Source organism: Pseudomonas reactans (assembly GCF_013385825.1).
In the GTDB taxonomy this organism is placed as follows: domain Bacteria; phylum Pseudomonadota; class Gammaproteobacteria; order Pseudomonadales; family Pseudomonadaceae; genus Aquipseudomonas; species Aquipseudomonas reactans.
Genome location: NZ_JACAPG010000011.1, coordinates 339,862 through 365,721 on the forward strand (window position 1 = coordinate 339,862; position 25,860 = coordinate 365,721).

A 25,860-nucleotide genomic window follows, 5' to 3' on the forward strand; every position below is an offset into this window, starting at 1 on the left:
TCAGACCCCCAACTCTTGACGCTGGCGCTTCAAGTGCTCCGGCATCTCTTTGTAGACGTCTTCGAACATGGTCGCGGCGCTTGGAATCTGGCCGCCGGCCAGGGTGCCGTACTGTTCGGCTTCTTTCTGCGCCTTGACCACTTCGGCTTCAAGTTCTGCACTGACCGCTGCGTGTTCCTCTTCGGACCACTGGCCAATCTTGATCAGGTGCTGCTTGAGACGGGCAATCGGGTCGCCCAGAGGGAAATGGCTCCAGTCGTCGGCTGGGCGATATTTCGACGGATCATCAGAAGTGGAGTGCGGGCCGGCGCGGTAGGTGACCCACTCGATCAGCGTAGGACCAAGGTTGCGGCGCGCACGCTCGGCGGCCCAGGCGGAGGCGGCGTACACCGCGATGAAATCGTTGCCGTCCACCCGCAGGGAAGCGATGCCGCAACCGACGCCGCGTCCGGCGAACGTGGTGGCTTCACCCCCGGCAATGGCCTGGAAGGTGGAGATGGCCCACTGGTTGTTGACCACGTTGAGGATCACCGGCGCACGGTACACGTGGGCGAAGGTGAGGGCGGTATGGAAGTCCGATTCGGCGGTGGCACCGTCGCCAATCCAGGCCGAGGCGATCTTGGTATCGCCCTTGATCGCCGAGGCCATGCCCCAGCCCACGCCTTGTACGAATTGGGTGGCGAGGTTACCGGAAATGGTGAAGAAGCCTGCGTCCTTGACCGAGTACATGATCGGCAACTGACGGCCCTTGAGCGGATCACGCTCGTTGGACAGCAGTTGGCAGATCAGGTCCACCAGGGGCACTTCGCGGGCCATCAGGATGCTTTGCTGGCGGTAGGTGGGGAAGCACATGTCGTCGATGTTCAAGGCCAGGGCCTGGGCGCTGCCGATGGCTTCTTCGCCAAGGCTTTGCATGTAGAACGACATTTTTTTCTGACGCTGGGCGACCACCATGCGGTTGTCGAAAATGCGCGTCTTGAGCATGGCACGCATGCCTTTGCGCAGGATCTCGACCGGGACGCCTTCGGCCCACGGGCCGAGGGCCTGGCCCTGGTCGTCGAGCACGCGGATCAGGCCCTTGGCCAGGTCGGCGGTGTCGGCGGGTTCTACGTCGATGGCGGGTTTGCGCACTAGACCTGCGTCGGTCAGGCGCAGGTATGTGAAGTCGGTCTTGCAGCCTGGGCGGCCCGAGGGTTCAGGGACGTGCAGGCGCAGTGGTTCATACTGCTGGGTCATGGCTTTCTACGCTCTATCTTGTGAATTTCTTGTAGTGGGCGCGCTAGCTGACAGTCAGCCTCCGGATAGGAGAAATCTTGTCCTACAACAATCATAGGCGGGGCGTGGAAGAATATTTATCTGTGTTTCATTGCACTCAGGATCATTTGCGGATAAAAAATCTGCATAAACATAATAAACAGGTGATTTTGTCTCATGCGCAAACTGGACCGTACCGATATCGGCATTCTCAACGCCCTGCAGGAGAACGCCCGCATCACCAACGCCGACCTGGCCCGCTCGGTGAACCTGTCGCCCACGCCGTGTTTCAACCGGGTGAAGGCCATGGAGGAGTTGGGCTTGATCCGTGACCAGGTCACGCTGCTCGACGCCGATCTATTGGGGCTGCACGTCAACGTGTTCATCCACGTCAGCCTGGAAAAGCAGAATGAGTTGGCGTTGCAGCAGTTCGAAGGCGCGATCTCGGACCGGCCAGAAGTGATGGAGTGTTACCTGATGGCCGGCGACCCGGACTACCTGATCCGGGTGCTGGTGCCGACAATCCAGTCGCTGGAGCGCTTCATGATGGACTTTTTGACCAAGGTGCCGGGCGTCGCCAACATCCGCTCCAGCTTTGCCCTCAAGCAGGTGCGCTATAAAACCGCGTTGCCGTTACCGGCCAACGGCATCAACCTGGGTTAGAGGTGGTTGACCGGAATCTTCAGGTACACCACACCATTGTCCTCCGCCGGCGGCATATTCCCCGCCCGCACATTCACCTGGATCGCCGGCAGCAAGAGCGTCGGCATCCCCAGCCCTGCGTCGCGCGTGGTGCGCATTTCGACAAACGCGGCTTCATCCACGCCATCATGCACATGGATATTCCCCGCCCGCTGCTCGGCCACCGTGGTCCGGCACTTTGCCTCACGACCTTCAGGCGGGTAGTCGTGGCAGACGTACAACTCGGTTTCCAGGGGAAAGCCCAGCAACTTGCGCATCGACGCATACAACTGCCGCGCATCGCCGCCAGGGAAATCACAGCGCGCCGTACCGACATCCGGCATGAACAGCGTGTCCCCCACCAGGATCAACCGGTCGTCGATCAGGTAGGCCATGTCCGCCGGGGTATGCCCGGGCACATGCAGGGCCTGGGCCTTGATCGTGCCGATGTGAAACACCTCATCCGGCGCAAACAGGTGATCGAACTGCGAGCCATCCACGCGAAATTCCGGCTCCAGGTTGAACAGGTTCTTGAACACGCCCTGCACTGTGCTGATCGACTGCCCGATGGCGATCTTGCCGCCCAGCGTGCGGCGCAGGTAAGGCGCGGCAGACAAGTGATCAGCGTGGGCGTGGGTTTCCAGCAGCCATTGCACCTGCAGCCCATGCTCGCGCACAAAGGCGATGACCTTGTCGGCCTGGGCGGTGTCGGTGCGCCCCGAGGCCGGGTCGTAGTTGAGCACCGAATCGACGATGGCGCAGGGGCCGCCGTCGGCTTCATAAACGACGTAGGTGTAGGTCGAAGAGGCGTCGTCCAGAAAGGCTTGAATCAGCGCTGGCATGGCGGTTGTCCCGGATGAAGAAAAAAGTAGTTACAATCAGTTTACGTTTTCACATAATGTTTTGAGCTTAAGTGACAAAAAGGACCCGAGGCAAATGGAATCTACTCTGAGTGAGGGCGAAGTCGCCCAGTTGCGCGCATCGGCGTCCAAGGCCTGTTCCTTGCTCAAGGCCCTGGCCAATGAGGACCGTTTGTTGATCCTGTGCCAGTTGACCCAGGGCGAACGCAATGTCGGCGAACTGGAAGCCCTGACCGGCGTGCGCCAGCCCACGCTGTCTCAACAATTGGGCATCCTGCGTGATGAAGGGTTGGTCGCCACCCGTCGGGAAGGTAAATACATCTTCTACGGGTTGGCCAGCCACGAAGTGATTCAAGTGATGAAGACCCTGTCCGGCTTGTACTGCGGCGCGGTCATAAAAAGCTGGGCGTGACGCCATCCGGCAGCGACCCTTGTGTGCATGTATGACAAAGGCGATAGACCATGACCGACCAACACTGGGGACCAACCATCAGTGGCGACATCGTAGTCATCGGCGGCGGCTCGGCGGGCATTGGCCTGCTGGCCAGCCTGCTCAAGCGCGACCCGCACCTGAATATCATCCTGATCGAACCGAGCGACCATCATTGCTACCAGCCCGCCTGGACCCTGGTGGGCGGCGGCGCCTATGACCTGAAAAAGACCCGTCGTCCGCTGGCTGATGTATTGCCCAACGGCGTTACCTGGGTGCAAGCCGCCGTCACCGAAGTTCTGCCCGACGAGCAGACCCTGATCCTTGACAGCGGCCAGCGTGTCAGTTGGCAAAACCTGATTGTCTGCCCCGGCCTGCGCCTGGCCTGGGAGAAGATCGAAGGCCTGCAAGACACCCTCGGCAAGCATGGCGTCACGTCCAACTACAGCTACCAGCACGCCGCTTACACCTGGCAGCGGGTGCAGCAACTCAAGGGTGGCAAGGCGATCTTCACCCAGCCAGCCATGCCGATCAAATGCGCAGGCGCGCCGCAAAAGGCCCTGTATTTGTCCTGCGATCACTGGCTCAAGCAGGGCGTGCTGAAAAACATCGACGTCGAATTCAACCTGGCCGGTGCCGCGTTATTCGGCGTGGCGACCTTCGTGCCGCCGTTGATGAAATACGTGGAGAAGTACAACGCCCGCCTGGCGTTCAACGCCAACCTGGTGAAAGTCGATGGCCCCGCTGGCAAGGCTTGGTTCGAAGTGAAGGACGCCGAAGGCACTGCGCGCATTGAAGAAAAATCCTTCGACCTGCTGCACGTGGTCCCACCGCAGGTTTCTCCGGATTTCATCCGCCAAAGCCCGCTGGCCGACGCCGCCGGTTGGTGCGAAGTGAACCCCCATAGTCTGCAACACCTGCGCTACCCACACATCTTCGGCCTGGGTGATGTGTGCGGCACCCCCAACGCCAAGACCGCCGCTGCGGTACGCAAGCAGATCGTAGTGGTCGCTGAAAACCTGCTGGCCCTGCGCAAACAGGCGCCGCTGCCGCTTAAATACGATGGCTATGGTTCCTGCCCATTGACGGTGGAGAAGGGCAAGGTGGTGCTGGCTGAGTTCGGCTACGGCGGCAAGTTGCTGCCGACCTTTCCCTTGGACCCGACCCAGGCGCGCCGCTCGATGTGGTTCCTCAAGGCCACTTTGCTGCCGTGGTTCTACTGGAACGGTATGCTCAAGGGGCGCGAATGGCTGACCCGCCTGAGCAAGGTGGACTGAATGCTGCTGGCCAGTGTGTTGGGATTATTGATGGGCCTGGTCATGGGCCTGACCGGCGCGGGCGGCGGCATCCTCGGGGTGCCGGCGCTGGTGTTGGGGTTGGGTCTGAGCATGACCCAGGCCGCGCCGGTGTCGTTGCTCGCCGTCGGTGCGGCGGCAGCGGTAGGGGCGATTGACGGTTTACGTCATGGCCTGGTGCGTTACCGCGCCGCGTTATTGATCGCCTTGCTCGGTGCGCTGTTTTCGCCAGTGGGTGTTTTTCTTGCCCACCAATTGCCGGAAGCGCTGCTGATGGGCCTGTTCAGCGGGTTGATGGTGCTAGTAGCCTGGCGCATGTTGCAGCGTGAAAAACGCGAGGCAGGGCCGAGTGACCATGGCACGGCGTCCTGGGGCCAGAAGAACTGCATGCTCGATCAGCAGACCGGGCGCCTGGCCTGGACCGCCAAATGCAGCGCGACCCTGGCCGCCCTCGGCGCGGTGACCGGTGCAGTGTCCGGTCTGCTCGGCGTTGGGGGTGGCTTTCTGATCGTGCCGGCGTTCAAGCAACTCACCGATGTGCAGATGCGCGGCATTGTCGCCACCTCATTGATGGTGATCAGCCTGCTTTCGCTGATCGGCGTGGCCGGTGCATTCCATGCCGGTGTGCGCATCGAGTCGGTGGGCTGGGTGTTTATCGGCGCAAGCATCGTCGGCATGCTGGCTGGCCGACGCCTGTGCTCGGTGATTCCCGCCCGTATCTTGCAAGTGGGGTTCGCCAGCTTGTGTGTACTGGTGGCGATTGGAATGCTAGTTAACGCCTTGCGCTGAAACGGTGGCGAGGGCGCTTGCTGCGCAGCACCCTCAGCCCTGTTCCAACTGGCTCAGGCGCTCTTCGAGCGCTGCAATCCGCGCTTCCAGTTCTTCGATCCGGTCCGCTGAAACGCCAGCCCCGCGTTCCACTGGGTTGCCCCGTGCCGCGAGGATCGTCTCGATGTCCGCCGGATCGCCCAGCGCATGGGTGTAGCGGTCTTCGCGCTGCCCGGCCTGGCGCGGCACCAGCAACGCCAGCCCGCGGGCAATCAAGCGCTCCAGCTGATGCACCACCTGCTCGGCATCTTCGAAGTCATGCATGCGCCCGCTGCGGGTCAGCAGTTCATTGACGGTCTGCGGCCCACGCAAGAACAGCAGCCCGGTGAGGATCACCTGCGCCGGCACCAGCTCCAGCGCCTTGTCCACACGATGTTCCCAGCGGTCGGCACGGCTGCCCATCACCAGGCGGGTGAAGCCCTGGCCTTCCAGAGCACGCAGGCTCTGGCCGACCTGGCCCTGGCTTAGGGTCATGACCGGCTCGCGGCTGGTCTTCTGGTTGCAGGCCAGTACCAGGGCATTGAGGGTCAGGGGATAGGTTTCCGGGTTGGTCGCCTGCTTTTCGATCAGGCAGCCCAGGATGCGGATTTCCGTGCTGTTCAGGCGCGGCTCAGGGGTCTCGGTGTCGTGCTCGGCGGTCATCGCGCTTTCCCTATGCAGTGAAGTGCCTAGCGTAAGCCGGAAAAAATAAAAGACAAGCGGCGGGCATGGCTATAATCGCCGCTGGTTCAAACCGTGACATTACCCAGAGACTGCCATGACTATTTCCCTGTACGCCGCCTCCATCCCCGTCTTCAAGCAAATGCTCACCGCCCTGAGCGGTGTGCTGGCCAAGGCCGAAGCCCACGCCACCGCCAAGAACATCGAGCCGAACGCCTTGCTGCAAGCACGCCTGTTCCCGGACATGTTCCAACTGGTGCGCCAGGTGCAGATTGCTGTCGACTTCGCCAAGGGCGTTTCCGCACGCCTGGCCGAGATCGAAGTGCCGAAATATGAAGATACCGAAGTCACCTTCGCTGACCTGCAAGCGCTGATCGCCAAAGTGCTGGCCTTTGTCGACACCATCCAGCCCGAGCAAGTCGACGGCAAGGAAGGCATCGAGATCGTCACGCGTCCAGGCACGCCGAAAGAGAAGCGCTTCAGCGGCCAGTCCTACCTGCTGACCTACGGCCTGCCACAGTTCTTCTTCCACGTCACCACCGCCTACGCGCTGCTGCGCCACAACGGCGTGGAAGTGGGCAAGCGTGATTACATGGGCGCTTTCTAAGCATCCAGTCACAAAAAAGCCCGGGGGCGTTCTTCAGTGAACGGCCCCGGGCTTTTTTGTGGCTGGCGGTTTAAGCCGGCTGTTCTTCCTTGCCCAGGCAGGCGGCGGCGGTGAACAGCACATCGGTGGACGAATTCAGCGCGGTTTCGGCCGAATCCTGCAGCACGCCGATGATGAAGCCCACAGCAACCACTTGCATGGCGATCTCACTGGGAATGCCAAACAGGCTGCACGCCAGCGGGATCAACAGCAGCGAACCGCCCGCCACGCCAGAAGCACCGCAGGCGCAGACGGCCGCGACCACACTGAGCAGCACGGCGGTGGGCAGGTCGACGGCAATGCCCAAGGTGTGCACGGCGGCCAGGGTCAGTACGGTGATGGTGATCGCGGCGCCGGCCATGTTGATGGTGGCACCGAGCGGGATTGATACCGAGTAGGTGTCCTCATGCAGGCCCAGGCGTTTGCTCAAGGCCAGGTTGACCGGGATATTCGCCGCCGAACTGCGGGTGAAGAACGCGGTGATCCCGCTTTCGCGCAGGCACATCAACACCAAGGGATACGGGTTGCGGCGCAGTTTCCAGAAGACGATGGCCGGGTTGACCACCAGCGCCACGAACAGCATGCAGCCGATCAGCACCACCAGCAGGTGGGCGTAGCCGAGCAGGGCGCCGAAGCCGGAAGTGGCCAGGGTCGAGGCCACCAGGCCGAAAATGCCCAGCGGCGCAAAGCGGATCACCACCCGCACGATCAGCGTGACGCCGTTGGACAGGTCGTCGAGCACGGTGCGGGTGGTCTCGCCGGCATGGCGAATGGCTATGCCCATGCCGATGGCCCAAGCCAGGATGCCGATGAAGTTGGCATTCATCAGTGCGCTGACCGGGTTGTCCACCACGCTCAACAACAGGCTTTGCAGCACTTCACCAATGCCGCCGGGCGCGGTCACCGTCGAATCATGGGTCGCCAATACCAGCGAGGAGGGGAACCACATGCTCGCAATCACCGCGACCACGGCGGCCGCAAAGGTGCCCAGCAGGTACAGGAACAGGATCGGCTTGATATGGGTTTCCTGGCCGTGCTTATGGTTGGCGATCGACGCCATCACCAGCACAAACACCAAAATCGGCGCCACGGCCTTGAGCGCGGCGACGAACACTTTGCCAATAAACCCGGTGGCCTTGGCCGCCTCGGGCAACAGCAAGGCCAGCAGGATGCCGGCGATCAGGCCGATGACGATTTGCGTCACCAGGCTGACGCGGGCCAGTCGTTGCAGGAGGGAAGGGGCAGCAGTCATAAACACTTGTCTCTAGTTTTTGGAGGCACGGCGGCACAGGCAGAAAGGGCTGTAGGACGCGGATCGCGAAGTCTAGCATGCTGTAGGAAATGTCCCCGTCGGTGCGGCATTGCGTCACCCGCCCACCCCAGTCTTTGCAAAATCCTGTTAACATTCCGTCCTCTCATCTTTCCTAATCCTTCAGCGCGCCCTTCGGGTTGTCGTTGATGTCGTCGTTTCTGGAGTTTTCATGTTGTTTCCCATCCTGCTGCTGTCGGCCGCCGGCTTTACGGTGCTGACCACGGAATTCGTCATCGTCGGCCTGCTGCCGTCCATCGCCCGGGACCTGAATGTGAGTGTGTCCCAGGCCGGGCTGCTGGTGACCTTGTTCGCATTTACCGTGGCGGCCTTTGGTCCGTTTCTGACGGCCTACTGCGCGCGTTTCCCACGCAAGCGGCTGTTTATAACCATTCTGATCATGTTCGGCGTGGCCAATACGATGGCGGCGCTGGCACCGAATATCTGGGTGATGGCGTTGGCGCGGTTGATCCCGGCGCTGGGCTTGCCGGTGTTCTGGGCGTTGGCCAGCGAAACGGCGGTGGACATTGTCGGCCCCGAGTTCGCTGGGCGCGCCATTGAGAAGATCGGCTTCGGTATCGTGTGTGCCACGGTATTCGGCATTCCGGTGGGTACGTTGATCTCCGATATGTTCGGCTGGCGCACCGCGTTTGCCATCCTCGCGGTGGTGGCGCTTGCCAAGGCCTTGCTGTTGTTCATCTACCTGCCGGTGACAACACCGAAGAACGATGAAGTGACGCTGCGCTCGCAGTTCAAGATCCTGCGCAACCCACTGATGCAGGGCCATATCCTGCTGTCGATCCTGGTGTTCAGCGGCATGTTCACGGCGTACACCTATTTGGCGGATATTCTCGAGCGCCTGGCCGGTTTCGACGGTACGTTGGTGGGCTGGTGCCTGATGGGCTTCGGTGCGGTCGGGCTGATTGGCAATTCGTTGGGCGGGCGTGCGGTGGATCGCCACCCGTTGATCGCATCGATGGTGTTTTGCGGATTCATGATTGCGGGCATGGTGGCGCTGGTGCCGGCGATCCATTCCGCCCTTGGCCTGGCGGCGGCGATGGCCGTGTGGGGAGTGACCCAGGCGGCGATGTTTCTGGTCAGCCATGTGCGCTTGATGAAAGCCGCACCCCATGCGCCGGCATTTGCCGCATCGCTGAACATCGCCGGGGCCAATCTGGGCATCGGCCTGGGCGCCCTGGTGGGTGGCCATGTGATCGATACCCTCGGCCTGGGCAGCCTGGGCTTTGCTGCGTCCGGGTTTATCCTGGTGTCGATCCTGCTGGCGTTGTGGCTGATGACCGCCAAGCAACCGGTCGCCTCCCAGGCCTGAGCCGTCAGGGCAGGGTGGTGAACAACTCGCGCCTGGCACCTTCGGTAATCGCCACGATGCCGGGGTGCTTGACCTTGCGTTCCACCGAGATCGCGTAGAACGACTCGGTCACCGCCACGGTCTGGCCAATCAGCGCCACGCCGTACTGGCGCACCACCTCATCGGCAATCACGCTGGGGGCGATAAAGATCCCGCTGCCGGATTGGCCGAAGGCCTGCATCAAGGCGCTGTCGTCGAACTCACCGATGATCTTCGGCTGGATCTGCTGTTCGGCAAACCAGCGCTGCAAACGGCTGCGCACCACGGTTTCCGCCCCTGGAATCAATAGCGGCGCGCCGTGCAGGCACTGTGGGAAATCCCCGCCGTAGGCGTCAGCCAACGCCTGGGTGGCGAAAAAGCTGATGCCACATTCCCCTAACTTCTGGCTGTAGCCCTTGATGTCCAGGTGTGTAGGCATGGGGCTGTCGGAAATCACCAGGTCCAGGCGCTGGATGGCCAGGTCGGCCAGCAGGCGTTCGAGTTTGTCTTCTCGGCAGGTGATGCGGATCGGCTCGCTCAACTCCATGGTCGGCGCGATCAGCCGGTAAACGATGGACTTGGGCACCACATCCGCCACGCCGACGCGGAACAGGATCTGCTGTTCATCGGGCTGCGCGCGCAGCATGGCCTCCAATTCATTGCCGGTCTGGAACATCTGCTCGGCGTAGGGCAGGGCCTGGCGCCCGGCTTCGGTCAGTTCCAACTGACGGCCGACGCGCTGAAACAGCGCGATACCAAAGGTTTGCTCCAACAGGCTGATCTGCCCGCTAATGGTCTGGGGCGTGAGGTTAAGCTGCTCACATGCGCGCACGATGCTGCCGGTCTTGGCCACCACCCAGAAGTAGTGCAGTTGTCGGTAATTGAGCATGGCCACCATCACTTCGTGAAAACCGAAGTATATGCGAGAAAAATACGAATTTTCCTGAACTGTCCACCTGCATAGAATGCCTCGCTATCGCGGGGCCACTATTTGGACCCAATGGTTCTAACGAGGAATACATCATGAAACTCAATTCCCTGGGCATGGCATCGTTGCTTGCGCTTTCATTGGTAGTGATCAGCGGCTGCGATCAGGTCGAGAAAAGCACGCAGCAGGTGCTGGGCAAGGCCACCGAGTCGGCCAAGCAAGCCATCGATGACACCCACAAGGCCGCCGAGCAGGCATTGAGTGAAGCGACCAATGGCCTGATCAACCCGCAGAAGAAGGATGATCAGGAAGACAAAGAAACCGAATCGAATAGCAAAGAAGCCTAATTTCCCGCACTTTATATTCACGAAGAACGTCAGGACTGACCTATGGATTACCTTTTACAACTGGCCGCCAGCCCCACCGCCTGGGTTGCCCTGGCGACCTTGATCGTCATGGAGATCGTGCTGGGCATCGATAACCTGATCTTCATCTCTATCCTCACCAACAAGCTGCCGGAGCAGCATCGGGCCAAGGCTCGACGCATCGGTATCAGCATGGCGTTGGTGCTGCGTCTGGGCCTGTTGAGCACCATCGCGTTCATCGTGCAGTTGACCGCGCCGGTATTCGAAGTGTTTGGCCAGGCGTTCTCGTGGAAGGACATGATCCTGATCGCCGGTGGTCTGTTCCTGGTGTGGAAGGCAACCACCGAGATCCATCACAGCATGGACCCGGAGCCGGAAGAGAAGGAAACCAGCGCTGGCAACGTCGTGGCCATCGGCTTCGCTGCGGCCATCGGCCAGATCCTGTTGCTCGACCTGGTGTTCTCCATCGACAGCATCATCACCGCCGTGGGCATGACCGAGCACTTGCCGATCATGATCATCGCCGTGGTGACCTCGGTGATCGTGATGCTGGTGGCGGCCGAGCCGTTGGCCAAGTTCATCAACGACAACCCGACCGTGGTGATGTTGGCCCTGGGCTTCCTGATCATGATCGGTATGACGTTGATCGCCGAAGGCTTCGGCGCCCATGTGCCTAAGGGCTACGTGTACGCAGCCATGGCGTTCTCGGCAGCGATTGAATGCCTGAACATTGCTCGCCGTAACCGCCACAAGCGTTTGCTTGCTGCCCGGCAATAACGGCTGAAACCAAAAGGCCGGCTGTGCTCACTAGAGCCCAGCCGGCCTTTTGCTGTCAGGATTCTGCGCTGACCTGTGTAGGATCCGGGCAGCTCTCATCGCCGTTGTTCAAACCTTGCTTGTAATTGCGGCTCAGCAACGACGCTTTGCCGTTGTGCCAGGTCAGCGTCAGTACATACAAGGTGTCGTAGTCGCTGCCGGACCAGTCGTCGGTGATGGTGTGCTTTTCGCCTACGGCCTCACTGGCTACCTTGTTGATCAATTCCGGCAGATAACCGTGGGACCAGGCGGTGTAGATGATGGAGTTGTGGTATTTGGCTTCCACCAGTTCGTCGGCGAGGGCGCTGGTGTCATTCGCTGAAAACTTGATGTTCACCGGCAGGCCCAACTTGATGGCGCTGGGGCTGATGGTCATCAGGGGGCGAATATAGCTGTAGGAATTGTCAAACTCACCTTCTTCCACATTACGCGTCGGATTGGCGGCGAAGACGAAGTTGGCTTTGCCGAACCGCTCCGGCAGTACTGTTGCGAGGTTCATCGCCCGGTTGAGGCCCTGGCAATTGAGTTGGCCCAGGCCACCCGCGGGTTTTTCACCGTGGCGCAGGAAGACCAGGGTTTGCACGCCGTCGACCTGATCGGCATTGCTGATGCGCGATTCCAGAGTCAGATCGATAGCGCCGCCGACCAGCAGTACCGGCAACAAAATGTATGAATATCGTTTGAGGCGTCTAGCAAGGCACAGAGGCTTGATTGTCATTAGTGTCGAGTCTTCAGTGCATCGGGTTAAGGCGGACAAGCCCGGCCCAGCGACGCCTGCGGCGTGCTGCGGTGTTCCCTGTCGCAATAGCGAGGTGCCTCCTTTCACCGTTTGAGCGCACTTTCGAGTGCGCAAGGGCGTATTGGTTCGCCCACGCGGGAGAATAGCCCGCAGTTGTTGCGTATTGATGACCCATGCAGGACATCGGCCAGATGACTATCATGGGCTTCCTGCACCTACCTGGGGCTTCCCGATGAACCCAATCGCCGCTTTCCCGATTAATAGCAAATGGCCCGCCCAGCATCCCGAGCGCCTGCAACTGTACTCCTTGCCGACGCCCAACGGGGTCAAAGTGTCGATCATGCTCGAGGAGTTGGGGCTGCCCTATGAAGCGCACACGATCAGTTTCGAGACCCAGGACCAGTTGTCGCCTGAATTCATGTCCCTGAATCCCAACAACAAGATCCCCGCAATCATCGACCCCAATGGCCCCAGCGGCCATCCATTGGCGCTGTTCGAGTCCGGAGCGATCCTGATCTACCTGGCGGAAAAAACCAGCCAGTTGCTCTCCGAAGACCCAGCCACCCGCTATGAAACGATCCAATGGTTGATGTTCCAGATGGGCGGTATCGGGCCGATGTTTGGCCAGTTGGGGTTCTTCAACAAATTTGCCGGCAAGGCCTACGAGGACAAGCGCCCCCGCGACCGTTACGCCGCCGAATCCCGGCGTTTGCTGGAGGTGCTGGAGAAACGCCTGCTGGGCCGCACCTGGATTATGGGCGATGAGTACAGCATTGCCGACATCGCGATCTTCCCGTGGGTCCGCAACCTGATCGGCTTCTACGAGTCGGGTGACCTGGTGGGCATTGCCGACTTCCCTAATGTGTTGCGCGCGCTGGACGGTTTTGTCGCAAGGCCGGCCGTGATCCGTGGCCTTAATATTCCGAGGTGAAGCATGCCGACTTTTGATTTCAAACAGCTGGACGTGTTCAGCCGCGTGGCGCTCAAAGGCAACCCGCTGGCGGTGGTGTTTGGCGCCGACAGCTTGACAGATCAGCAGATGGCGGACTTCGCCAATTGGACCAACCTCAGCGAAACCACGTTTTTGCTGACACCGCGTGATCCCAGGGCTGACTACCGGGTACGAATCTTCACCACCTTGACGGAACTGCCGTTCGCCGGGCACCCGACGCTGGGCAGTTGCCATGCGTGGCTGCAGGCCGGCGGGATTGCGAAAGATGAGGAGATCATCCAGGAGTGCGAAATTGGCCTGGTGCGTATCCGTCGCCAGGGCGATGAGTTGGCATTTATCGCGCCGCCGTTGTTGCGTTCAGGGGCGCTGGAGGCCTCGTTGGTCGAGCGCCTGCGTTTGGCGCTGGGCTTGGCGCCCGACGCCATCGTGCGTAGCCAGTGGGTCGACAACGGTGCGGGATGGCTGGCGGTGATGCTGTCGGACCGTAATCAAGTATTGGATTTGCAACCGGACTATTCGCAAATGCTCGGTTTGGCGGTGGGTGTAATCGCCCCCTGCGATCCCACGCGGGACGATGTGGACGCACAGTTTGAAGTCCGCGCCTTCATTGCGGGTGACGGCGCCCAGGAGGACCCGGCCACCGGCAGCCTGAACGCTGGCGTCGCCCAATGGCTGCTGGCCGAAGGCCTGGCGCCTGAGCGCTATGTGGTCAGCCAGGGCACGGCCATCGGACGGGCGGGGCGCATTCGCGTCGAGCGCCAGGGCGATGAAATCTGGGTGGGTGGCGCTGTGGCGGTGTGTATCGAAGGGCGATTGCAGCTCTAGATCAATGAATTGTTACGGGCGGCGCAATACACTATTGGCCCCTCGACGTTTGTGCTGCCGGGGCCAAGGGGCATAAGCTTTCGCCCCAAAGATTTCTGCCTTCTGCCCCAAAGATTTCTGCCTTCTGATAGGAAAGCCATGACCAGCCAGTTCCCCCAAGCCCGCCCACGCCGCCTGCGCCGCTCCCCGGAGCTGCGTGGTTTGTTCCAGGAAAGCGAATTCACCCTCAATGATCTGGTGCTGCCGATCTTCGTCGAAGAAGAAATCGACGACTTCGTGCCGATCACCAGCATGCCCGGCGTGTTGCGCATCCCTGAGAAGAAACTGGCCGGCGAGATCGAGCGCTATGCCCGCGCCGGCATCAAGTCGGTGATGACCTTTGGCGTGTCGCACCACCTGGACGCCAGCGGTAGCGACACCTGGAAGGAGCGCGGCCTGGTCTCGCGCATGTCCTCGATCATCAAGGACGCCGTGCCGGAAATGATCGTGATGTCCGACACCTGCTTCTGCGAATACACCGACCACGGCCATTGCGGCGTGATGCACGGTGCCCATGTCGACAATGACGCGACCTTGGTCAACCTCGGCAAACAAGCCGTGGCGGCGGCCCGCGCCGGTGCCGATGTGATCGCACCCTCGGCGGCGATGGACGGGCAGGTCCAGGCGATTCGCCGCGCCCTGGATGATGCCGGCTTCACCCATATCCCGATCATGGCTTACTCGACCAAATTCGCCTCGGCCCTCTACGGCCCGTTCCGCGAAGCCGGCGGCAGCGCGCTCAAGGGCGACCGCAAAAGCTACCAGATGAACCCGATGAACCGCCGTGAAGCCGTGCGTGAATCGTTGCTGGACGAGCAGGAAGGCGCGGACGCGTTGATGGTCAAGCCAGCCGGAGCCTACCTCGACATCATCCGCGACATCCGCGAAGCCTCGCGCCTGCCAGTGGCGGCGTATCAGGTGAGCGGCGAGTACGCGATGATCAAGTTCGGCGCCCAGGCGGGTGCGATTGACGAGGATCGTGTGGTGCGCGAGACCTTGGGGTCGATCAAGCGCGCGGGTGCGGACTTGATCTTCACCTACTTTGCAATGGACCTGGCGTTGGCCGGGATCTGATTGAGGGCGTTTGCGCAATGCTGCCTTCAGCGTTGCGCAAACGCCAGATTCAACCCCAACCCCGCAAAAGCCGCCGCAAAACTGCGGCGCAGCCAGTTCTGCACCCGTGGTGACTCGATCACGGCACGCCGAAACACATTGGCTAGCAGGCCATAGGCCACGAACACCACAAACGTCATTGCCATGAACACAGCGCTCAGCACCAACATCTGCAGGGCGGGCGCCGTGCTGCCTGGTGTGATGAACTGGGGCAGGAACGCCAGGAAGAAGATGGTCAGCTTCGGGTTGAGAATGTTCATCAGCAGGCCGCGCAACATCAGTGTCCGGGCACCTGTGTGAGTCGGTGTGGCGCTGACCGCAAAGGCCGACCGATCCCGCCAGGTGGCATACGCTACGTACAACAGGTAAGCGGCGCCTGCGTACTTCAACATTTCGAACGCCAACGCGCTGGTGTGCAACAAGGCCGAGAGGCCGAGAACCGACGCGAGCAAATGCGGGATGATCCCTGCGGTACAGCCCAACGAGGCGAACACACTGGCGCGCTTGCCGGCGGTGAGGCCGGTGGACACGGTAAAGATCACGCCGGTGCCGGGAATCAGCACGACAATCAGGCAGGTGATAAGGAAGTTGAGGCTGAGCATGGCATTCAAACTCCGTGTACGAATGGTCGATGACAGATCCTGTCACGTTTGCGGGTGACTGGCGAGGGTACCTGCGGGGCGAACCCTGCTTACACTTACCGGTCGATATCTGCACTATCCGGCCCGCTGTCATCCAAGGAAGCCCCATGCATTCAAGCCGCCTGATCCTCTGTTTTGCCACTTTGCTTGTGCTGGCTGGTTGCTCCACTCCACGCAACGCGCAGCAGCCGGAGCGCAGCGAAGCCGAAGTGAAGGCGCAGATCGTGCGGCTGCTGCCGGCCCAGGTGTCCGACCGCACGGGGTGGGCCCAGGACATCTACACCGCCTTCGATACCCAGAAAATCTACCCCAGCACGGAAAACATCTGCGCGGTGCTCGCGGTCACCGAGCAGGAGTCCACTTACCAACTGGACCCACCCGTGCCGAATATGGGCAAGATCGCGCAGGATGAAATCCTGCGGCGTGCAGGAAAAGTCCATGTGCCGGCGTTTGTCGTACGCAGCGCGCTGCAACTGCGTTCGCCCACCGGCAAGACTTACGCTGATCGCCTGAGCGCTGCGCGCACGGAGAAAGACCTGAGCGGCATCTTCGATGACTTCATCAGCATGGTGCCTCTGGGAAACACGCTGTTTGGTGGTTTCAACCCGGTGCATACCGCAGGGCCGATGCAGGTGAGTATCGACTTTGCGCAGAAACAGGCGCGAGGTTATCCCTACACGGTGGACGGCAGCATTCGCCGCGAAGTGTTCACCCGCCGGGGCGGCATGTACTTCGGCATCGCGCATTTGCTCGGTTATCCGGTGAACTATGACCAGCCGTTGTATCGCTTTGCCGATTTCAACGCCGGCTGGTACGCCAGCCGCAATGCTGCGTTCCAGGCCGCCGTCAGCCGTGCCTCGGGCAAAGAACTGGCATTGGATGGGGATTTGATTCGCTACGGTTCGTTGTTGCCCGGCACGACCGAGTTGGCAGTGCGTTCGCTGGGCGCAAAGCTGGATATGCGCAACCCCAGCATCCGCAGCCAGTTGGAGCAAGGCGAGCAACAGGACTTTGAAGACACCACGCTCTACAAACGCGTGTTCGCCTTGGCCGACAAGGCAGCGGGCAAGCCAATGCCACGGGCGATCCTGCCGGGCATCGTGCTCAAGAGCCCCAAGATCACCCGCAACCTCACCACCGCCTGGTTCGCCAAGCGGGTGGATGAACGTTATCAGCGGTGCATGAAGCGCTGATCAGCTTTGTGGGGCGCGGGCTTGTTGTGATGAGCAGGTTTCTTGTGGCGAGAGGGCTTGTCGCACCGCCTGCGTTGGGCTGCGAAGCAGCCCCATTCAAAGAGAATGCGGTGTATCAGGTATCACTCGGCGGCTCTTTTGGGGGCTGCTTCGCAGCCCAACGCGGGCGGTGCGACGATTCGACAAGCCCGCTCGCCACAGGCCGTCCACCAGGTTAAAGCGGGTCTGGTGGATTAACGTAAAGCATCGCGGGGGATTTGCGCGGTGGATGGTAATGGCCGCTGCGACTGGCGAGGCGTACATCTCAATCCTCACTCCAGGGAAGAGCCCGCCATGATCACGCACGTCGTACCAGAAGGCTTTGTTTCGCTGCCCCGCAGTAGCCCGTTGCTTGATCTGCTCGGCCCGGCGTATTGCCGAGGGGAGGGCCTGCAATTGGAAATTGGCCTGCGTGCCGACAATCGCCACGCCAATGGGCGCGGTACCGTGCATGGCGGGGTGTTGGCGACCCTGGCGGATATCGGCATGGGTTATGCGATGGCATTTTCCAGTGAGCCGCCGCTGCCGTTGATAACCGCGAGCATGACCTTGGACTACCTGGGGGCGGTGCAGGTGGGGGAGTGGATTGTGGTGCGGTTGGAGCATCACAAGCGGGGGCGGCAGATGGCGTTTGCCACGGTGAGCTTGCAGGTGGGGGATAAGGTGGTGGCGCGGGCGAATGCGGTGTTTGCGGTGCCGCAACCTCAGTGAAAACCATAAAGAAAAGGCCTGGTTTTCGTGGAACCAGGCCCTCTCAATGTTGCTCTTTATTGCTTTTCTGTAGGAGCGAGCTTGCTCGCGAAGATCGCTAACGAAAACGCAGCTCTTCTGGCAGTACTCAGCGCCTGTAGATTCTTCGCGAGCAAGCTCGCTCCTACAGTCAAGCGCGTTCGAGCGCCAGCGCGACACCCTGGCCGCCACCGATGCACAGCGTTGCCAAACCTTTCTTGGCATCACGCTTGATCATTTCATGCAGCAGGGTCACCAGCACGCGGCAGCCTGATGCGCCGATCGGGTGGCCGATGGCGATAGCGCCGCCGTTGACGTTGACCTTTTCTGCGTCCCATTCCAGCTCTTTGCCCACCGCCAGGGATTGTGCGGCGAAGGCTTCGTTGGCTTCGATCAGGTCCAGGTCACCCAGGCTCCAGCCGGCTTTGTCCAGGCAGCGGCGGGTCGCCGAGACCGGGCCGATGCCCATAATGGCTGGGTCGACGCCCGCGTTGGCGTAGCTGGCGATACGCGCCAGTACCGGCAGGCCGAGGGCCTTGGCCTTGTCGGCGCTCATCAGCAGCACGGCGGCGGCGCCGTCGTTGAGGCTGGAGGCGTTACCGGCGGTGACGCTGCCGTCCTTTTTGAACGCCGGTTTCAGTTTGGCCAGGGACTCGGCAGTGGTGCCGGCGCGTGGCTGTTCATCCACGGCGAAGGCCACCGGGTCGCCTTTACGTTGGGGAATCAGGATCGGGGTGATCTCGTCGACAAAGCGGCCCGCTTCGATAGCGGCGGAGGCTTTTTGTTGGGACGCCGCAGCGAACGCGTCCTGGGCTTCACGGCTGATGCCGTACTTGTCCACCAGGTTCTCGGCGGTGATGCCCATGTGGTAGTCGTTGAATGCATCCCACAGGCCGTCGGTGATCATGCTGTCGATCATCTTGGCATGACCCATGCGCAAACCCGTGCGTGCGGCGGGCAGTACGTACGGTGCCAGGCTCATGTTCTCCATGCCGCCGGCGATGATCACTTCGGCATCGCCGCAACGGATGGCCTGGGCGCCCAGGTGCAAGGCCTTGAGGCCGGAGCCGCAGACTTTGTTGAGGGTCAGGCTCGGCACGGCGTGGGGCAGGCCGGCGAGGATCGAAGCCTGCCGCGCCGGGTTTTGGCCTGAGCCGGCGGTGAGCACCTGGCCGAGGATCACTTCATCCACTTGGGCCGGGTCCAGGCCAGTCTGTTCCAACAGGCGACGGATCACGGCAGCGCCCAATTCCGGTGCCGGGATATTCGCCAGCGAACCCTGGAAGCTGCCCACGGCGGTGCGGGTGGCAGCAACAATCACGACGTCTTGCATGGAATCTGTCCTCACTGGAAGTGCATTTCTGGAACGTGGTCCGGGACGATCAGTTTACCGGCGGTCTTGCTCACAATCTCCTCAACGCTGACGCCAGGTGCGCGTTCCTTGAGGACAAAAGCGCCATTTTCGATTTCCAGGTACGCGAGGTCGGTCAATACACGCTTGATGCAGTTGGCGCCGGTCAGCGGCAGGCTGCACTGGCTGAGCAGCTTGGACTCACCGTCCTTGGACGCGTGGGTCATGATCACAATGATGTTTTCTGCACCGGCCACCAGGTCCATGGCGCCGCCCATTCCTTTGACCAGCTTGCCGGGAATCATCCACGAGGCGATGTTGCCTTGTACGTCCACCTCAAATGCGCCAAGCACCGTGAGGTCGACGTGGCCGCCACGGATCATCGCGAAGGACTCGGCGGAGGAGAAGATCGACGCACCGATGCGTGCGGTCACGGTCTGCTTGCCGGCGTTGATCATGTCGGCATCAATGGTTTCTTCGGTAGGAAACGGTCCCATGCCCAGCAGGCCGTTTTCCGATTGCAGCATCACTTCCATGCCTTCGGGGATGTAGTTGGCCACCAGGGTCGGAATGCCGATACCGAGGTTCACGTAGAAGCCGTCCTGCATTTCGCGGGCGACGCGTTGAGCCATTTGTTCGCGAGTAAGAGCCATTTTATGTGTCCTTATTATTCGGGCTGGGGGCGGATTATTTGCGCACGGTGCGCTGTTCGATGCGCTTCTCGAACGTGCCGCAGATGATCCGGTCGACGTAGATGCCAGGGGTGTGGATCTGCGCCGGGTCCAGCTCGCCCGGTTCGACGATTTCTTCGACTTCGACCACGGTGATCTTGCCGGCGGTGGCGGCCAGCGGGTTGAAGTTCTGGGCGGTGTGGCGATAGATGACGTTGCCGAAGTGGTCGGCTTTCCAGCCTTTGACGATGGCGAAGTCGCCGGTGATGGATTCTTCCATCAGGTACGGACGACCGTTGAATTCGCGGGTTTCCTTGCCTTCAGCCACCGGGGTGCCGACGCCGGTCGCGGTGAAGAAGGCCGGGATGCCGGCGCCGCCCGCGCGCATTTTCTCGGCCAGGGTGCCTTGAGGGGTCAGCACCACTTCGATTTCGCCGCTAAGCAATTGCTTCTCGAACAGGGCGTTTTCACCGACGTAGGAGGCGATCACCTTGCTGATCTGTTTTTCTTCCAGCAGTACGCCCAAACCGAAACCGTCGACGCCGCAGTTGTTGGAAACCACGGTCAGGTCGCGGGTGCCTTTGCGCTTGATCTCGGCGATGAGGTTTTCCGGAATACCGCACAGGCCAAAACCGCCGGAGAGTACGGTCATGCCGTCTTCCAGGCCTGCCAGTGCTTCCTCGTAGGACGCCACGCGTTTATCGAAACCTGCCATATGCACCTCTTTTATTGTTTGTGGGCCAGCCAATGAATCGAGTGTTGCGCCGGTTGATTGATTTGTTAAGTTGTTTTTTAAGGTTGATTGATTTAAAAAACAGCATAGTCGCCTGACCGTTTGGAGTAGCGTCATGACCGTTAAACAGATGCGCGCGTTTCTCGCCGTGGCCCAGAGCCTGAGTTTTGCCGCCGCCTGCGAGCGCCTGCACCTTTCCCAATCGGCGTTGAGCCTGACCATCAAGGGCCTGGAAGAAGGCCTGGGCGGGCGCCTGTTCAGCCGCAATACACGCAACGTTGCCCTTACGCCTGAGGGCGAGTCCCTGTTGCCCCTGGCGCGCCGGCTGATTGCCGACTGGGACAACGCCGAAGACGAACTGCGCCAGCGTTTCACTTTGCAGCGTGGGCGAGTCACTGTCGCGGCGATGCCCTCGTTTGCGGGCAATTTGCTGCCACCGATCCTGAAGATATTCCGCGCGCGTTACCCTCAGGTGAATGTGACCGTGCATGACTTGATCAATGAGCAGGTGCTGGAGATGGTGCGCGACCGGCAGGTAGAGTTGGGCGTGGCGTTTGAGCCTGCTGAAGGTTCATCACTGGCATTTACGCCTTTGTACCTGGATCGCTTTATCGCGGTGGTTTCGGGTGATTCGCCCTTGGCAGACTGTACCCAAATCGATTGGAAAACCTTGCTTGAACAGCCGTTCATCACTTTGCAACGTCCGTCGACGGTTCGGGTCATGCTGGAGGAGCATCTGGGCACGCTACAGATGAAGCTGCCGGTCGCCTTGGAAAGTCATCAGTTAGCGACGGTGGGCAAGATGGTGGCGAGTGGCTTAGGCGTCAGCGCGGTACCGGCGTTGTGCGCAAGGCAGATGGAAGAGGCGGGCGCGCACTGCATCACCTTGAGCGACCCGGTAATCGAGCGGCCGATTGGTGTGCTGACCAAGCCAGGGCATGAACTCTCGGCGGCGGCGCAGGTGTTGTTTGATATTTTTCGCGATGAAGCGACAAAGGGGCGGTTTCCGGCATTGTTATAACTCAGGCATTAAAAAGCCCGCTTGAATGAACAAGCGGGCTTAAATGTTTAAGGCGGTGTTATCAGCAGTATCTATCAATCACTTTAACGTGCGATTGGCCCTTGAGGTTCTGCCATTCGGTATTAAGTGTGTGGAAAACCTGCTCGATAAAGTTGCGATCGGCGGCCGCTTTCTTGCCGACATAACCCTGGCCCCGGCGGTAAACCCTCAGGCGTGCCGCCAGCTCACGGTGATTGCGGTCGAACTCAGCCTCTTCGGTATTGGGCTCCAGGCAGTCAAGTTGCACTTCGCCCGATTTGCCAATCCACAGGATATGGTCGTCGAGTGTGTCTTTCTGCGCTGCGAACATCTCAGCCAATTCATCGATAGTTGGTTGGTTGTTCAGATTCATGTGTAAGCCCCTTGACCAGTTGGCGATCTATCAGTTGGTTCGTTAAAACATCTTTAGTTGTCTCCGGTTGCGAAAACCGGGCGTCAGCGACTGTCTGCCGAATACGGGCAGGGTCTTGAACCTGATGCATGTAGTCTTGCTGATGAACTGCTACGCAATGCTTTCATAACGAAGACAAGCCGCATTTGAGCGCCTTGTACCGAGCCCTACGGGCCGGTCAGCTTCATCAATCTGCCTTGTGGGCAGTGCACATCCGGAAAAAACAGCTCGGCGGTCAGACGAGCTTGTTCAAAACGCTTGTTGCCAACGCTCCCGATCCGGGAGACGTCTCGATAATGCAAGGACAAAAAGGTTACGTCAACGGTTATGTAGTGATTATTTTTGATCACTACATAAATCGCCGTAGGGACGGGAGAATGCGGGAAAACGTGACTTGTGCGTCATTTTCTGGAGGTGCAGGTCAGGCAGATATCAGGCCAATCGCTTTGCCAGCAAGGGCAACAAGCGCTCGCATTCAGCTTCGATCTTCACCTGTAACAGCTCATCCCCCCGGGTCTTGCCCAAGTTGATGGCAATAACGGGTTTGCCCTGTTCGACCATTGCCTTGCACAGGCGGAACGCCGAATAGGCCATCAGCGACGAGCCCACCACCAGCAACCCCTCGGCATGCTCTACCGCAGCCATCGCCCTGGCCGCTGTTGCCGGCGCTACGTTCTCGCCAAAAAACACGACATCCGGCTTCAGGCGCTCGCCATTGCAGTGGGGGCAGCGTGGGACCTGGAAGTGTTCTTCAAAGGCGGGATCAAGCAGGGTGTCACCATCGGGCGCCTGCACCGCGTGGACCTGCGCCAGGTAGGGGTTGTCGATTTCCATCTGCCGCTGGATCGCATCGCGTTGGCTGTGCAATTGGCAATCCAGGCACAGCACCCGGTGCAGGCTGCCGTGCAGTTCGATCACGTCATGGCTGCCGGCCTGATCATGCAGGGTGTCGACGTTCTGGGTGATCAACCCACTGATGCGCCCGCGTTGTTGCAGCATCGCCAACGCAAGGTGTGCCTTGTTCGGTTGCGCAATGCGGACCCTCGGCCAGCCCAACATCGCTCGCGCCCAATAACGGCGCCGCGCCTGCGGGGTGGCGAGGAATTCCTGGTACATCATCGGCGCCTTGCCCCGACGCACGCCTTCGCTGTCGCGGTAATCGGGAATGCCCGACGACGTGCTGATCCCGGCACCGGTCAACACCAGAAAACGCCGGTCTGCCATGGCCCGGTACAGGGTGTCGAGGTGGTCCTCTTGATGTTCCAGCGTGTCGAGCATGGGTTCCCCTATTCGCCGCGGATGTACTGCTCCAGCTGTTTGATCAGGTCAGCCTGGTCGGCAATGGCTTCTTTTACCAAGTCACCAATGGAGAGCAGGCCCAACAGTTTGCCGTCTTCGACCACCGGCAGGTGGCGCAGGTGACTGTCGGTCATGATGTTCATGCACTCATCGACCTTTTTATGGGTGTCGACGGTGATCACCGGAGAGCTCATCACCTCATGCACCTTTGTGGTGACCGACGACAGCCCCTTGAGCATGATTTTGCGGGCGTAATCACGTTCGCTGATGATACCTACCACCACGCCATCCTGGACGACCGGCAAGGCCCCGACGTTTTTCTCCGACATGCGGACCAGTGCTTCAAACACGGTGTGGTCGTGTTTGATGACATGGACTTCCTGGTTTTTCTTGTCCTTGGCTTTGAGCACTTGTGCAACGGTTTTCATGGCGGCCACTCCGGTTTTTTTGTTGGTTAGTCAGGCTCCCCCTACAGAATCCTAGACGGCCCTCGCGGCGGCAAGGTCCAAAGCGGCGCTAAACCCGTCGAAAAACGTCATTCGCCGGATTTTTTCGGGTTTTACCCCGCAGTTGTCGGCTTTTTCGTCCGTTTGGGGCTGGCCCCCGCTTTGCGTGGTGCGCTTTTGCGCTTCTTTTTCCACGGCGCGGCACCTCGGCCTGCCGGACTGGCCGGGCCGGTGATGGTCATGCGCAGGCCATTGCAGCGTGCCACTTGCTTGCTCATCCAGGCCACCTGCTTGGCCACGAATTCTTCCAGGCTCATTTCGCCGCTTTGCACCATGTCCAGCGCCTGCTCCCAGATCGCCGTGGTGCCGGGGTCTGCGATAGCGCGGGGTACCGCGTCGATCAGGCTTAATGCTGCCGGGGTGGCCGACAGCGCCTTGCCGTTCTTCACCAGGTAGCCACGGTCCAACAGGCCCTGGATGATGCCCGCGCGGGTGGCTTCGGTGCCGATGCCGGTGGTGTCCTTGAGTTTTTGCTTGAGCAGTGGGTCTTCCACCAGCTTGGCGACGTTTTTCATCGCCTTGATCAGGTCGCCTTCGGTAAAGGGCTTGGGCGGTTGGGTCCACAGGTCCTTGAGGTTGACCTTGGCCACGGCATAGTCCTGGCCCTGTACCAATGCCGGCAATGCTTGTGGGGCTGGCGCTTCACGCCCTTTCGCCGGCGCCAGGGCTTCTGGCAAGGCGCGTTTCCAGCCCGCTTCGATCACGACTTTGCCCACCGCGCGCAACGCTTGGCCTGCACAGTCGAAATCCGCCTGGGTACGATCGTATTCATGGTTGGGCAGGAACTGCGCCAGGTAGCGTGCCCGAATCAAGGTGTACACCGCGCGATGCTTGCCGGTGAGTTGCCCCACGTCCTTGCCGGCGCCGGTCGGGATGATGCCGTGGTGGGCGCTGACCTTGGCGTCATTCCATGCCCGTGAGCGACGCTGCGGGTCGATATGCGGCATCAGCTCGTTCACCGCTGTATCAGCACGCCCCAACGCAGCGAGAATCTTCGGCGCGTCGCTGTGCTGACTCAACGGCAGGTAGCCGCAATCACTGCGCGGGTAGGTGATGGCCTTGTGGGTTTCATACAGCGACTGGGCAATATCCAGGGTTTCCTGGGCGCCGAGGCCGAGCTTCTTGGAGCAGATTTCCTGCAGGGTGCCGAGATCGAAGGGCAGGGGTGCCACTTCGCGCATGCGTTCGGTACGCAGCTTTACCAGCCTTGCGGTGGCGGCGTTGCGCATCGCGTCGGCAGCGTCTCGCGCCAGTTGCGGGTTGAGGCAGCGGCCCTGGTCATCACAGGCATCCTCGGCTGCGCGCCATTGAGCGGTGAAGGTCATGCCGTTATGGCGCAAGTCGACATCAATCGCCCAGTACGCCACCGGCACAAAATCGGCAATGCTGCGGTCGCGGTCCACCACCAGGCGCAAGGTCGGCGTTTGCACGCGACCCACGGGCAGCACGCCCTGATAACCGGATTGGCGCCCCAGCAAGGTAAACAGGCGACTCATGTTCATGCCGATCAGCCAGTCGGCGCGGGAACGGCCCAGGGCCGAGTGGTACAGGCTGAAGGTTTCGGCACCGGGCTTGAGGGCCGCTAAAGCCTTGCGGATGGACGCGTCGTCCAGCGCTGACAGCCACAGCCGTTGGATCGGCCCGCGATAGCGGCAATGCTCCACCAGCTCACGCGCGATCATCTCGCCTTCGCGGTCGGCGTCGGTGGCGATCACCAGTTCCTGGGCTTCTCCCAGCAAACGCTTGACCGCCTTGAACTGGCTGGCGGTCTTGGGTTTGACGCGCATCTTCCATTTTTCCGGGACGATGGGCAGGTCGGCCAGCACCCAGCGTTTGTACTTTTCGTCGTAGGCGTCGGGCGGGGCGGTTTCCAGCAGGTGGCCGATGCACCAGGTGACCGTGACGCCATTGCCCAGCCAGCAGCCATCGCCCCGACGACTGGCGCCGAGTACGGCCGCTATATCCTTGGCCTGGGAAGGTTTTTCACAGAGGTACAGCCGCATACTCAGCCCGTTCGTTACGCCGTTGAATGGGTTGAAGCATGGGCAAAAGAAGAGGTTTGATCAACCTTTATCTGGATGGATGTACAGCTATAAGTTTCAAGCTGCAAGCTGCAAGTAAAAGCCGGTCAGCGTTTACTTGCAGCTTGCAGCTATCCC

28 protein-coding genes are annotated in these 25,860 nt (G+C 60.6%); 14 read left to right on the forward strand and 14 right to left on the reverse strand.

All coding sequences use genetic code 11. From position 1 onward, the window contains the following. Nucleotides 1–1,236, reverse strand: coding sequence for a 3-methyl-2-oxobutanoate dehydrogenase (2-methylpropanoyl-transferring) subunit alpha (locus HX868_RS13080; protein ID WP_033902028.1), 1,236 nt, complete (start codon nt 1,234–1,236; stop codon nt 1–3). Between the two features lie 195 nt (nt 1,237–1,431). On the opposite strand from HX868_RS13080, the gene bkdR reads away from it, so the two are divergent. Next, complete coding sequence (gene bkdR / locus HX868_RS13085; protein ID WP_010209335.1) at nt 1,432–1,917, forward strand: Bkd operon transcriptional regulator BkdR; 486 nt, start codon at nt 1,432–1,434, stop codon at nt 1,915–1,917. Here the strand turns inward: bkdR and HX868_RS13090 are convergent. Next, nucleotides 1,914–2,777, reverse strand: coding sequence for an MBL fold metallo-hydrolase (locus HX868_RS13090; RefSeq protein WP_177003139.1), 864 nt, complete (start codon nt 2,775–2,777; stop codon nt 1,914–1,916). The two genes, bkdR and HX868_RS13090, sit on opposite strands and share 4 nt — an antisense overlap. Before the next feature lie 94 nt (nt 2,778–2,871). Here HX868_RS13090 and HX868_RS13095 point away from each other — a divergent pair, with 94 nt between their 5' ends. From HX868_RS13095 to HX868_RS13105, 3 genes are read left to right on the forward strand one after another with little or no spacing between them, the layout of a single operon-like run. After that, nucleotides 2,872–3,207: an ArsR/SmtB family transcription factor gene (locus tag HX868_RS13095; protein ID WP_005789341.1), complete on the forward strand. Its 336-nt coding sequence runs from the start codon at nt 2,872–2,874 to the stop codon at nt 3,205–3,207. 50 nt (nt 3,208–3,257) lie between these two features. Further along, nucleotides 3,258–4,502, forward strand: coding sequence for an FAD/NAD(P)-binding oxidoreductase (locus HX868_RS13100; RefSeq protein ID WP_177003140.1), 1,245 nt, complete (start codon nt 3,258–3,260; stop codon nt 4,500–4,502). Further along, nucleotides 4,503–5,309, forward strand: a complete 807-nt coding sequence (locus HX868_RS13105; protein ID WP_177003141.1) for a sulfite exporter TauE/SafE family protein — start codon at nt 4,503–4,505, stop codon at nt 5,307–5,309. A 33-nt stretch (nt 5,310–5,342) separates the two neighbouring features. On the opposite strand, the gene HX868_RS13110 is transcribed toward HX868_RS13105, so the two are convergent. After that, a complete protein-coding gene (locus HX868_RS13110) occupies nt 5,343–5,990 on the reverse strand; it encodes a YceH family protein (RefSeq protein WP_016978106.1) in 648 nt (215 codons plus the stop codon). 115 nt (nt 5,991–6,105) lie between these two features. On the opposite strand from HX868_RS13110, the gene HX868_RS13115 reads away from it, so the two are divergent. Continuing rightward, complete coding sequence (locus HX868_RS13115; RefSeq protein WP_016978105.1) at nt 6,106–6,615, forward strand: DUF1993 domain-containing protein; 510 nt, start codon at nt 6,106–6,108, stop codon at nt 6,613–6,615. A 70-nt stretch (nt 6,616–6,685) separates the two neighbouring features. Here the strand turns inward: HX868_RS13115 and sstT are convergent, their stop codons facing one another. After that, nucleotides 6,686–7,906, reverse strand: a complete 1,221-nt coding sequence (gene sstT, locus HX868_RS13120) for a serine/threonine transporter SstT (protein ID WP_177003142.1) — start codon at nt 7,904–7,906, stop codon at nt 6,686–6,688. A 229-nt stretch (nt 7,907–8,135) separates the two neighbouring features. On the opposite strand from sstT, the gene HX868_RS13125 reads away from it, so the two are divergent. Continuing rightward, a complete protein-coding gene (locus tag HX868_RS13125) occupies nt 8,136–9,293 on the forward strand; it encodes an MFS transporter (protein WP_177003143.1) in 1,158 nt (385 codons plus the stop codon). Nucleotides 9,294–9,297: 4 nt separating this feature from the next. Here the strand turns inward: HX868_RS13125 and nhaR are convergent, their stop codons facing one another. Then, on the reverse strand, nt 9,298–10,200 hold the full coding sequence (gene nhaR, locus HX868_RS13130) for a transcriptional activator NhaR (RefSeq protein WP_020372645.1): 903 nt from the start codon (nt 10,198–10,200) through the stop codon (nt 9,298–9,300). Nucleotides 10,201–10,334: 134 nt separating this feature from the next. Between nhaR and HX868_RS13135 the strand changes: the two genes are divergently transcribed. Beyond that, nucleotides 10,335–10,586 (forward strand): hypothetical protein, encoded by a 252-nt coding sequence (locus tag HX868_RS13135; protein WP_177003144.1) that lies wholly within the window; start codon nt 10,335–10,337, stop codon nt 10,584–10,586. A 42-nt stretch (nt 10,587–10,628) separates the two neighbouring features. Then, a complete protein-coding gene (locus HX868_RS13140) occupies nt 10,629–11,381 on the forward strand; it encodes a TerC family protein (RefSeq protein WP_010211333.1) in 753 nt (250 codons plus the stop codon). A gap of 55 nt (nt 11,382–11,436) precedes the next feature. Here HX868_RS13140 and HX868_RS13145 read toward each other — a convergent pair whose 3' ends face one another. Further along, complete coding sequence (locus tag HX868_RS13145) at nt 11,437–12,138, reverse strand: histidine phosphatase family protein (RefSeq protein WP_095016889.1); 702 nt, start codon at nt 12,136–12,138, stop codon at nt 11,437–11,439. 253 nt (nt 12,139–12,391) lie between these two features. Between HX868_RS13145 and HX868_RS13150 the strand changes: the two genes are divergently transcribed. The 3 genes from HX868_RS13150 (at nt 12,392) to hemB (ending at nt 15,049) form a co-directional block, all read left to right on the forward strand. Next, complete coding sequence (locus HX868_RS13150) at nt 12,392–13,090, forward strand: glutathione S-transferase N-terminal domain-containing protein (protein ID WP_177003145.1); 699 nt, start codon at nt 12,392–12,394, stop codon at nt 13,088–13,090. A 3-nt stretch (nt 13,091–13,093) separates the two neighbouring features. Continuing rightward, nucleotides 13,094–13,936, forward strand: a complete 843-nt coding sequence (locus HX868_RS13155; protein ID WP_177003146.1) for a PhzF family phenazine biosynthesis protein — start codon at nt 13,094–13,096, stop codon at nt 13,934–13,936. A 138-nt stretch (nt 13,937–14,074) separates the two neighbouring features. Beyond that, nucleotides 14,075–15,049 (forward strand): porphobilinogen synthase, encoded by a 975-nt coding sequence (gene hemB / locus HX868_RS13160; protein ID WP_016977356.1) that lies wholly within the window; start codon nt 14,075–14,077, stop codon nt 15,047–15,049. Nucleotides 15,050–15,075: 26 nt separating this feature from the next. Here the strand turns inward: hemB and HX868_RS13165 are convergent, their stop codons facing one another. Continuing rightward, nucleotides 15,076–15,690 carry a LysE family translocator gene (locus HX868_RS13165; RefSeq protein WP_177003147.1) on the reverse strand — a complete coding sequence of 205 codons (615 nt, stop codon included), beginning with the start codon at nt 15,688–15,690 and terminating at the stop codon, nt 15,076–15,078. A 146-nt stretch (nt 15,691–15,836) separates the two neighbouring features. Between HX868_RS13165 and HX868_RS13170 the strand changes: the two genes are divergently transcribed. Both HX868_RS13170 and HX868_RS13175 read left to right on the forward strand, forming a co-directional pair. Then, on the forward strand, nt 15,837–16,922 hold the full coding sequence (locus HX868_RS13170; protein ID WP_177003148.1) for a DUF1615 domain-containing protein: 1,086 nt from the start codon (nt 15,837–15,839) through the stop codon (nt 16,920–16,922). A 333-nt stretch (nt 16,923–17,255) separates the two neighbouring features. Further along, nucleotides 17,256–17,672, forward strand: coding sequence for a PaaI family thioesterase (locus HX868_RS13175; protein ID WP_177003149.1), 417 nt, complete (start codon nt 17,256–17,258; stop codon nt 17,670–17,672). A 169-nt stretch (nt 17,673–17,841) separates the two neighbouring features. On the opposite strand, the gene HX868_RS13180 is transcribed toward HX868_RS13175, so the two are convergent. From HX868_RS13180 to HX868_RS13190, 3 genes are read right to left on the reverse strand one after another with little or no spacing between them, the layout of a single operon-like run. Then, entirely contained in the window at nt 17,842–19,023 is a 1,182-nt protein-coding gene (locus HX868_RS13180; RefSeq protein WP_095016883.1) for an acetyl-CoA C-acetyltransferase, read from the reverse strand. Between the two features lie 11 nt (nt 19,024–19,034). Then, nucleotides 19,035–19,694 carry a CoA transferase subunit B gene (locus tag HX868_RS13185; protein WP_003211625.1) on the reverse strand — a complete coding sequence of 220 codons (660 nt, stop codon included), beginning with the start codon at nt 19,692–19,694 and terminating at the stop codon, nt 19,035–19,037. Nucleotides 19,695–19,728: 34 nt separating this feature from the next. Beyond that, nucleotides 19,729–20,427, reverse strand: coding sequence for a CoA transferase subunit A (locus HX868_RS13190; protein WP_010211319.1), 699 nt, complete (start codon nt 20,425–20,427; stop codon nt 19,729–19,731). Nucleotides 20,428–20,560: 133 nt separating this feature from the next. Here HX868_RS13190 and HX868_RS13195 point away from each other — a divergent pair, with 133 nt between their 5' ends. After that, entirely contained in the window at nt 20,561–21,466 is a 906-nt protein-coding gene (locus HX868_RS13195; protein ID WP_177003150.1) for a LysR family transcriptional regulator, read from the forward strand. Between the two features lie 61 nt (nt 21,467–21,527). Here the strand turns inward: HX868_RS13195 and HX868_RS13200 are convergent, their stop codons facing one another. The 4 genes from HX868_RS13200 to HX868_RS13215 all read right to left on the reverse strand — a co-directional run bounded on the left by HX868_RS13200 (nt 21,528) and on the right by HX868_RS13215 (nt 25,704). Next, nucleotides 21,528–21,857, reverse strand: a complete 330-nt coding sequence (locus HX868_RS13200) for a hypothetical protein (protein WP_033902055.1) — start codon at nt 21,855–21,857, stop codon at nt 21,528–21,530. 471 nt (nt 21,858–22,328) lie between these two features. After that, nucleotides 22,329–23,174 (reverse strand): NAD-dependent protein deacetylase, encoded by an 846-nt coding sequence (locus tag HX868_RS13205; RefSeq protein ID WP_177003151.1) that lies wholly within the window; start codon nt 23,172–23,174, stop codon nt 22,329–22,331. 8 nt (nt 23,175–23,182) lie between these two features. Beyond that, on the reverse strand, nt 23,183–23,623 hold the full coding sequence (locus HX868_RS13210) for a CBS domain-containing protein (RefSeq protein WP_177003152.1): 441 nt from the start codon (nt 23,621–23,623) through the stop codon (nt 23,183–23,185). 131 nt (nt 23,624–23,754) lie between these two features. Next, on the reverse strand, nt 23,755–25,704 hold the full coding sequence (locus HX868_RS13215; protein ID WP_177003153.1) for a DNA topoisomerase III: 1,950 nt from the start codon (nt 25,702–25,704) through the stop codon (nt 23,755–23,757). Between the last annotated feature and the right edge of the window lie 156 nt (nt 25,705–25,860).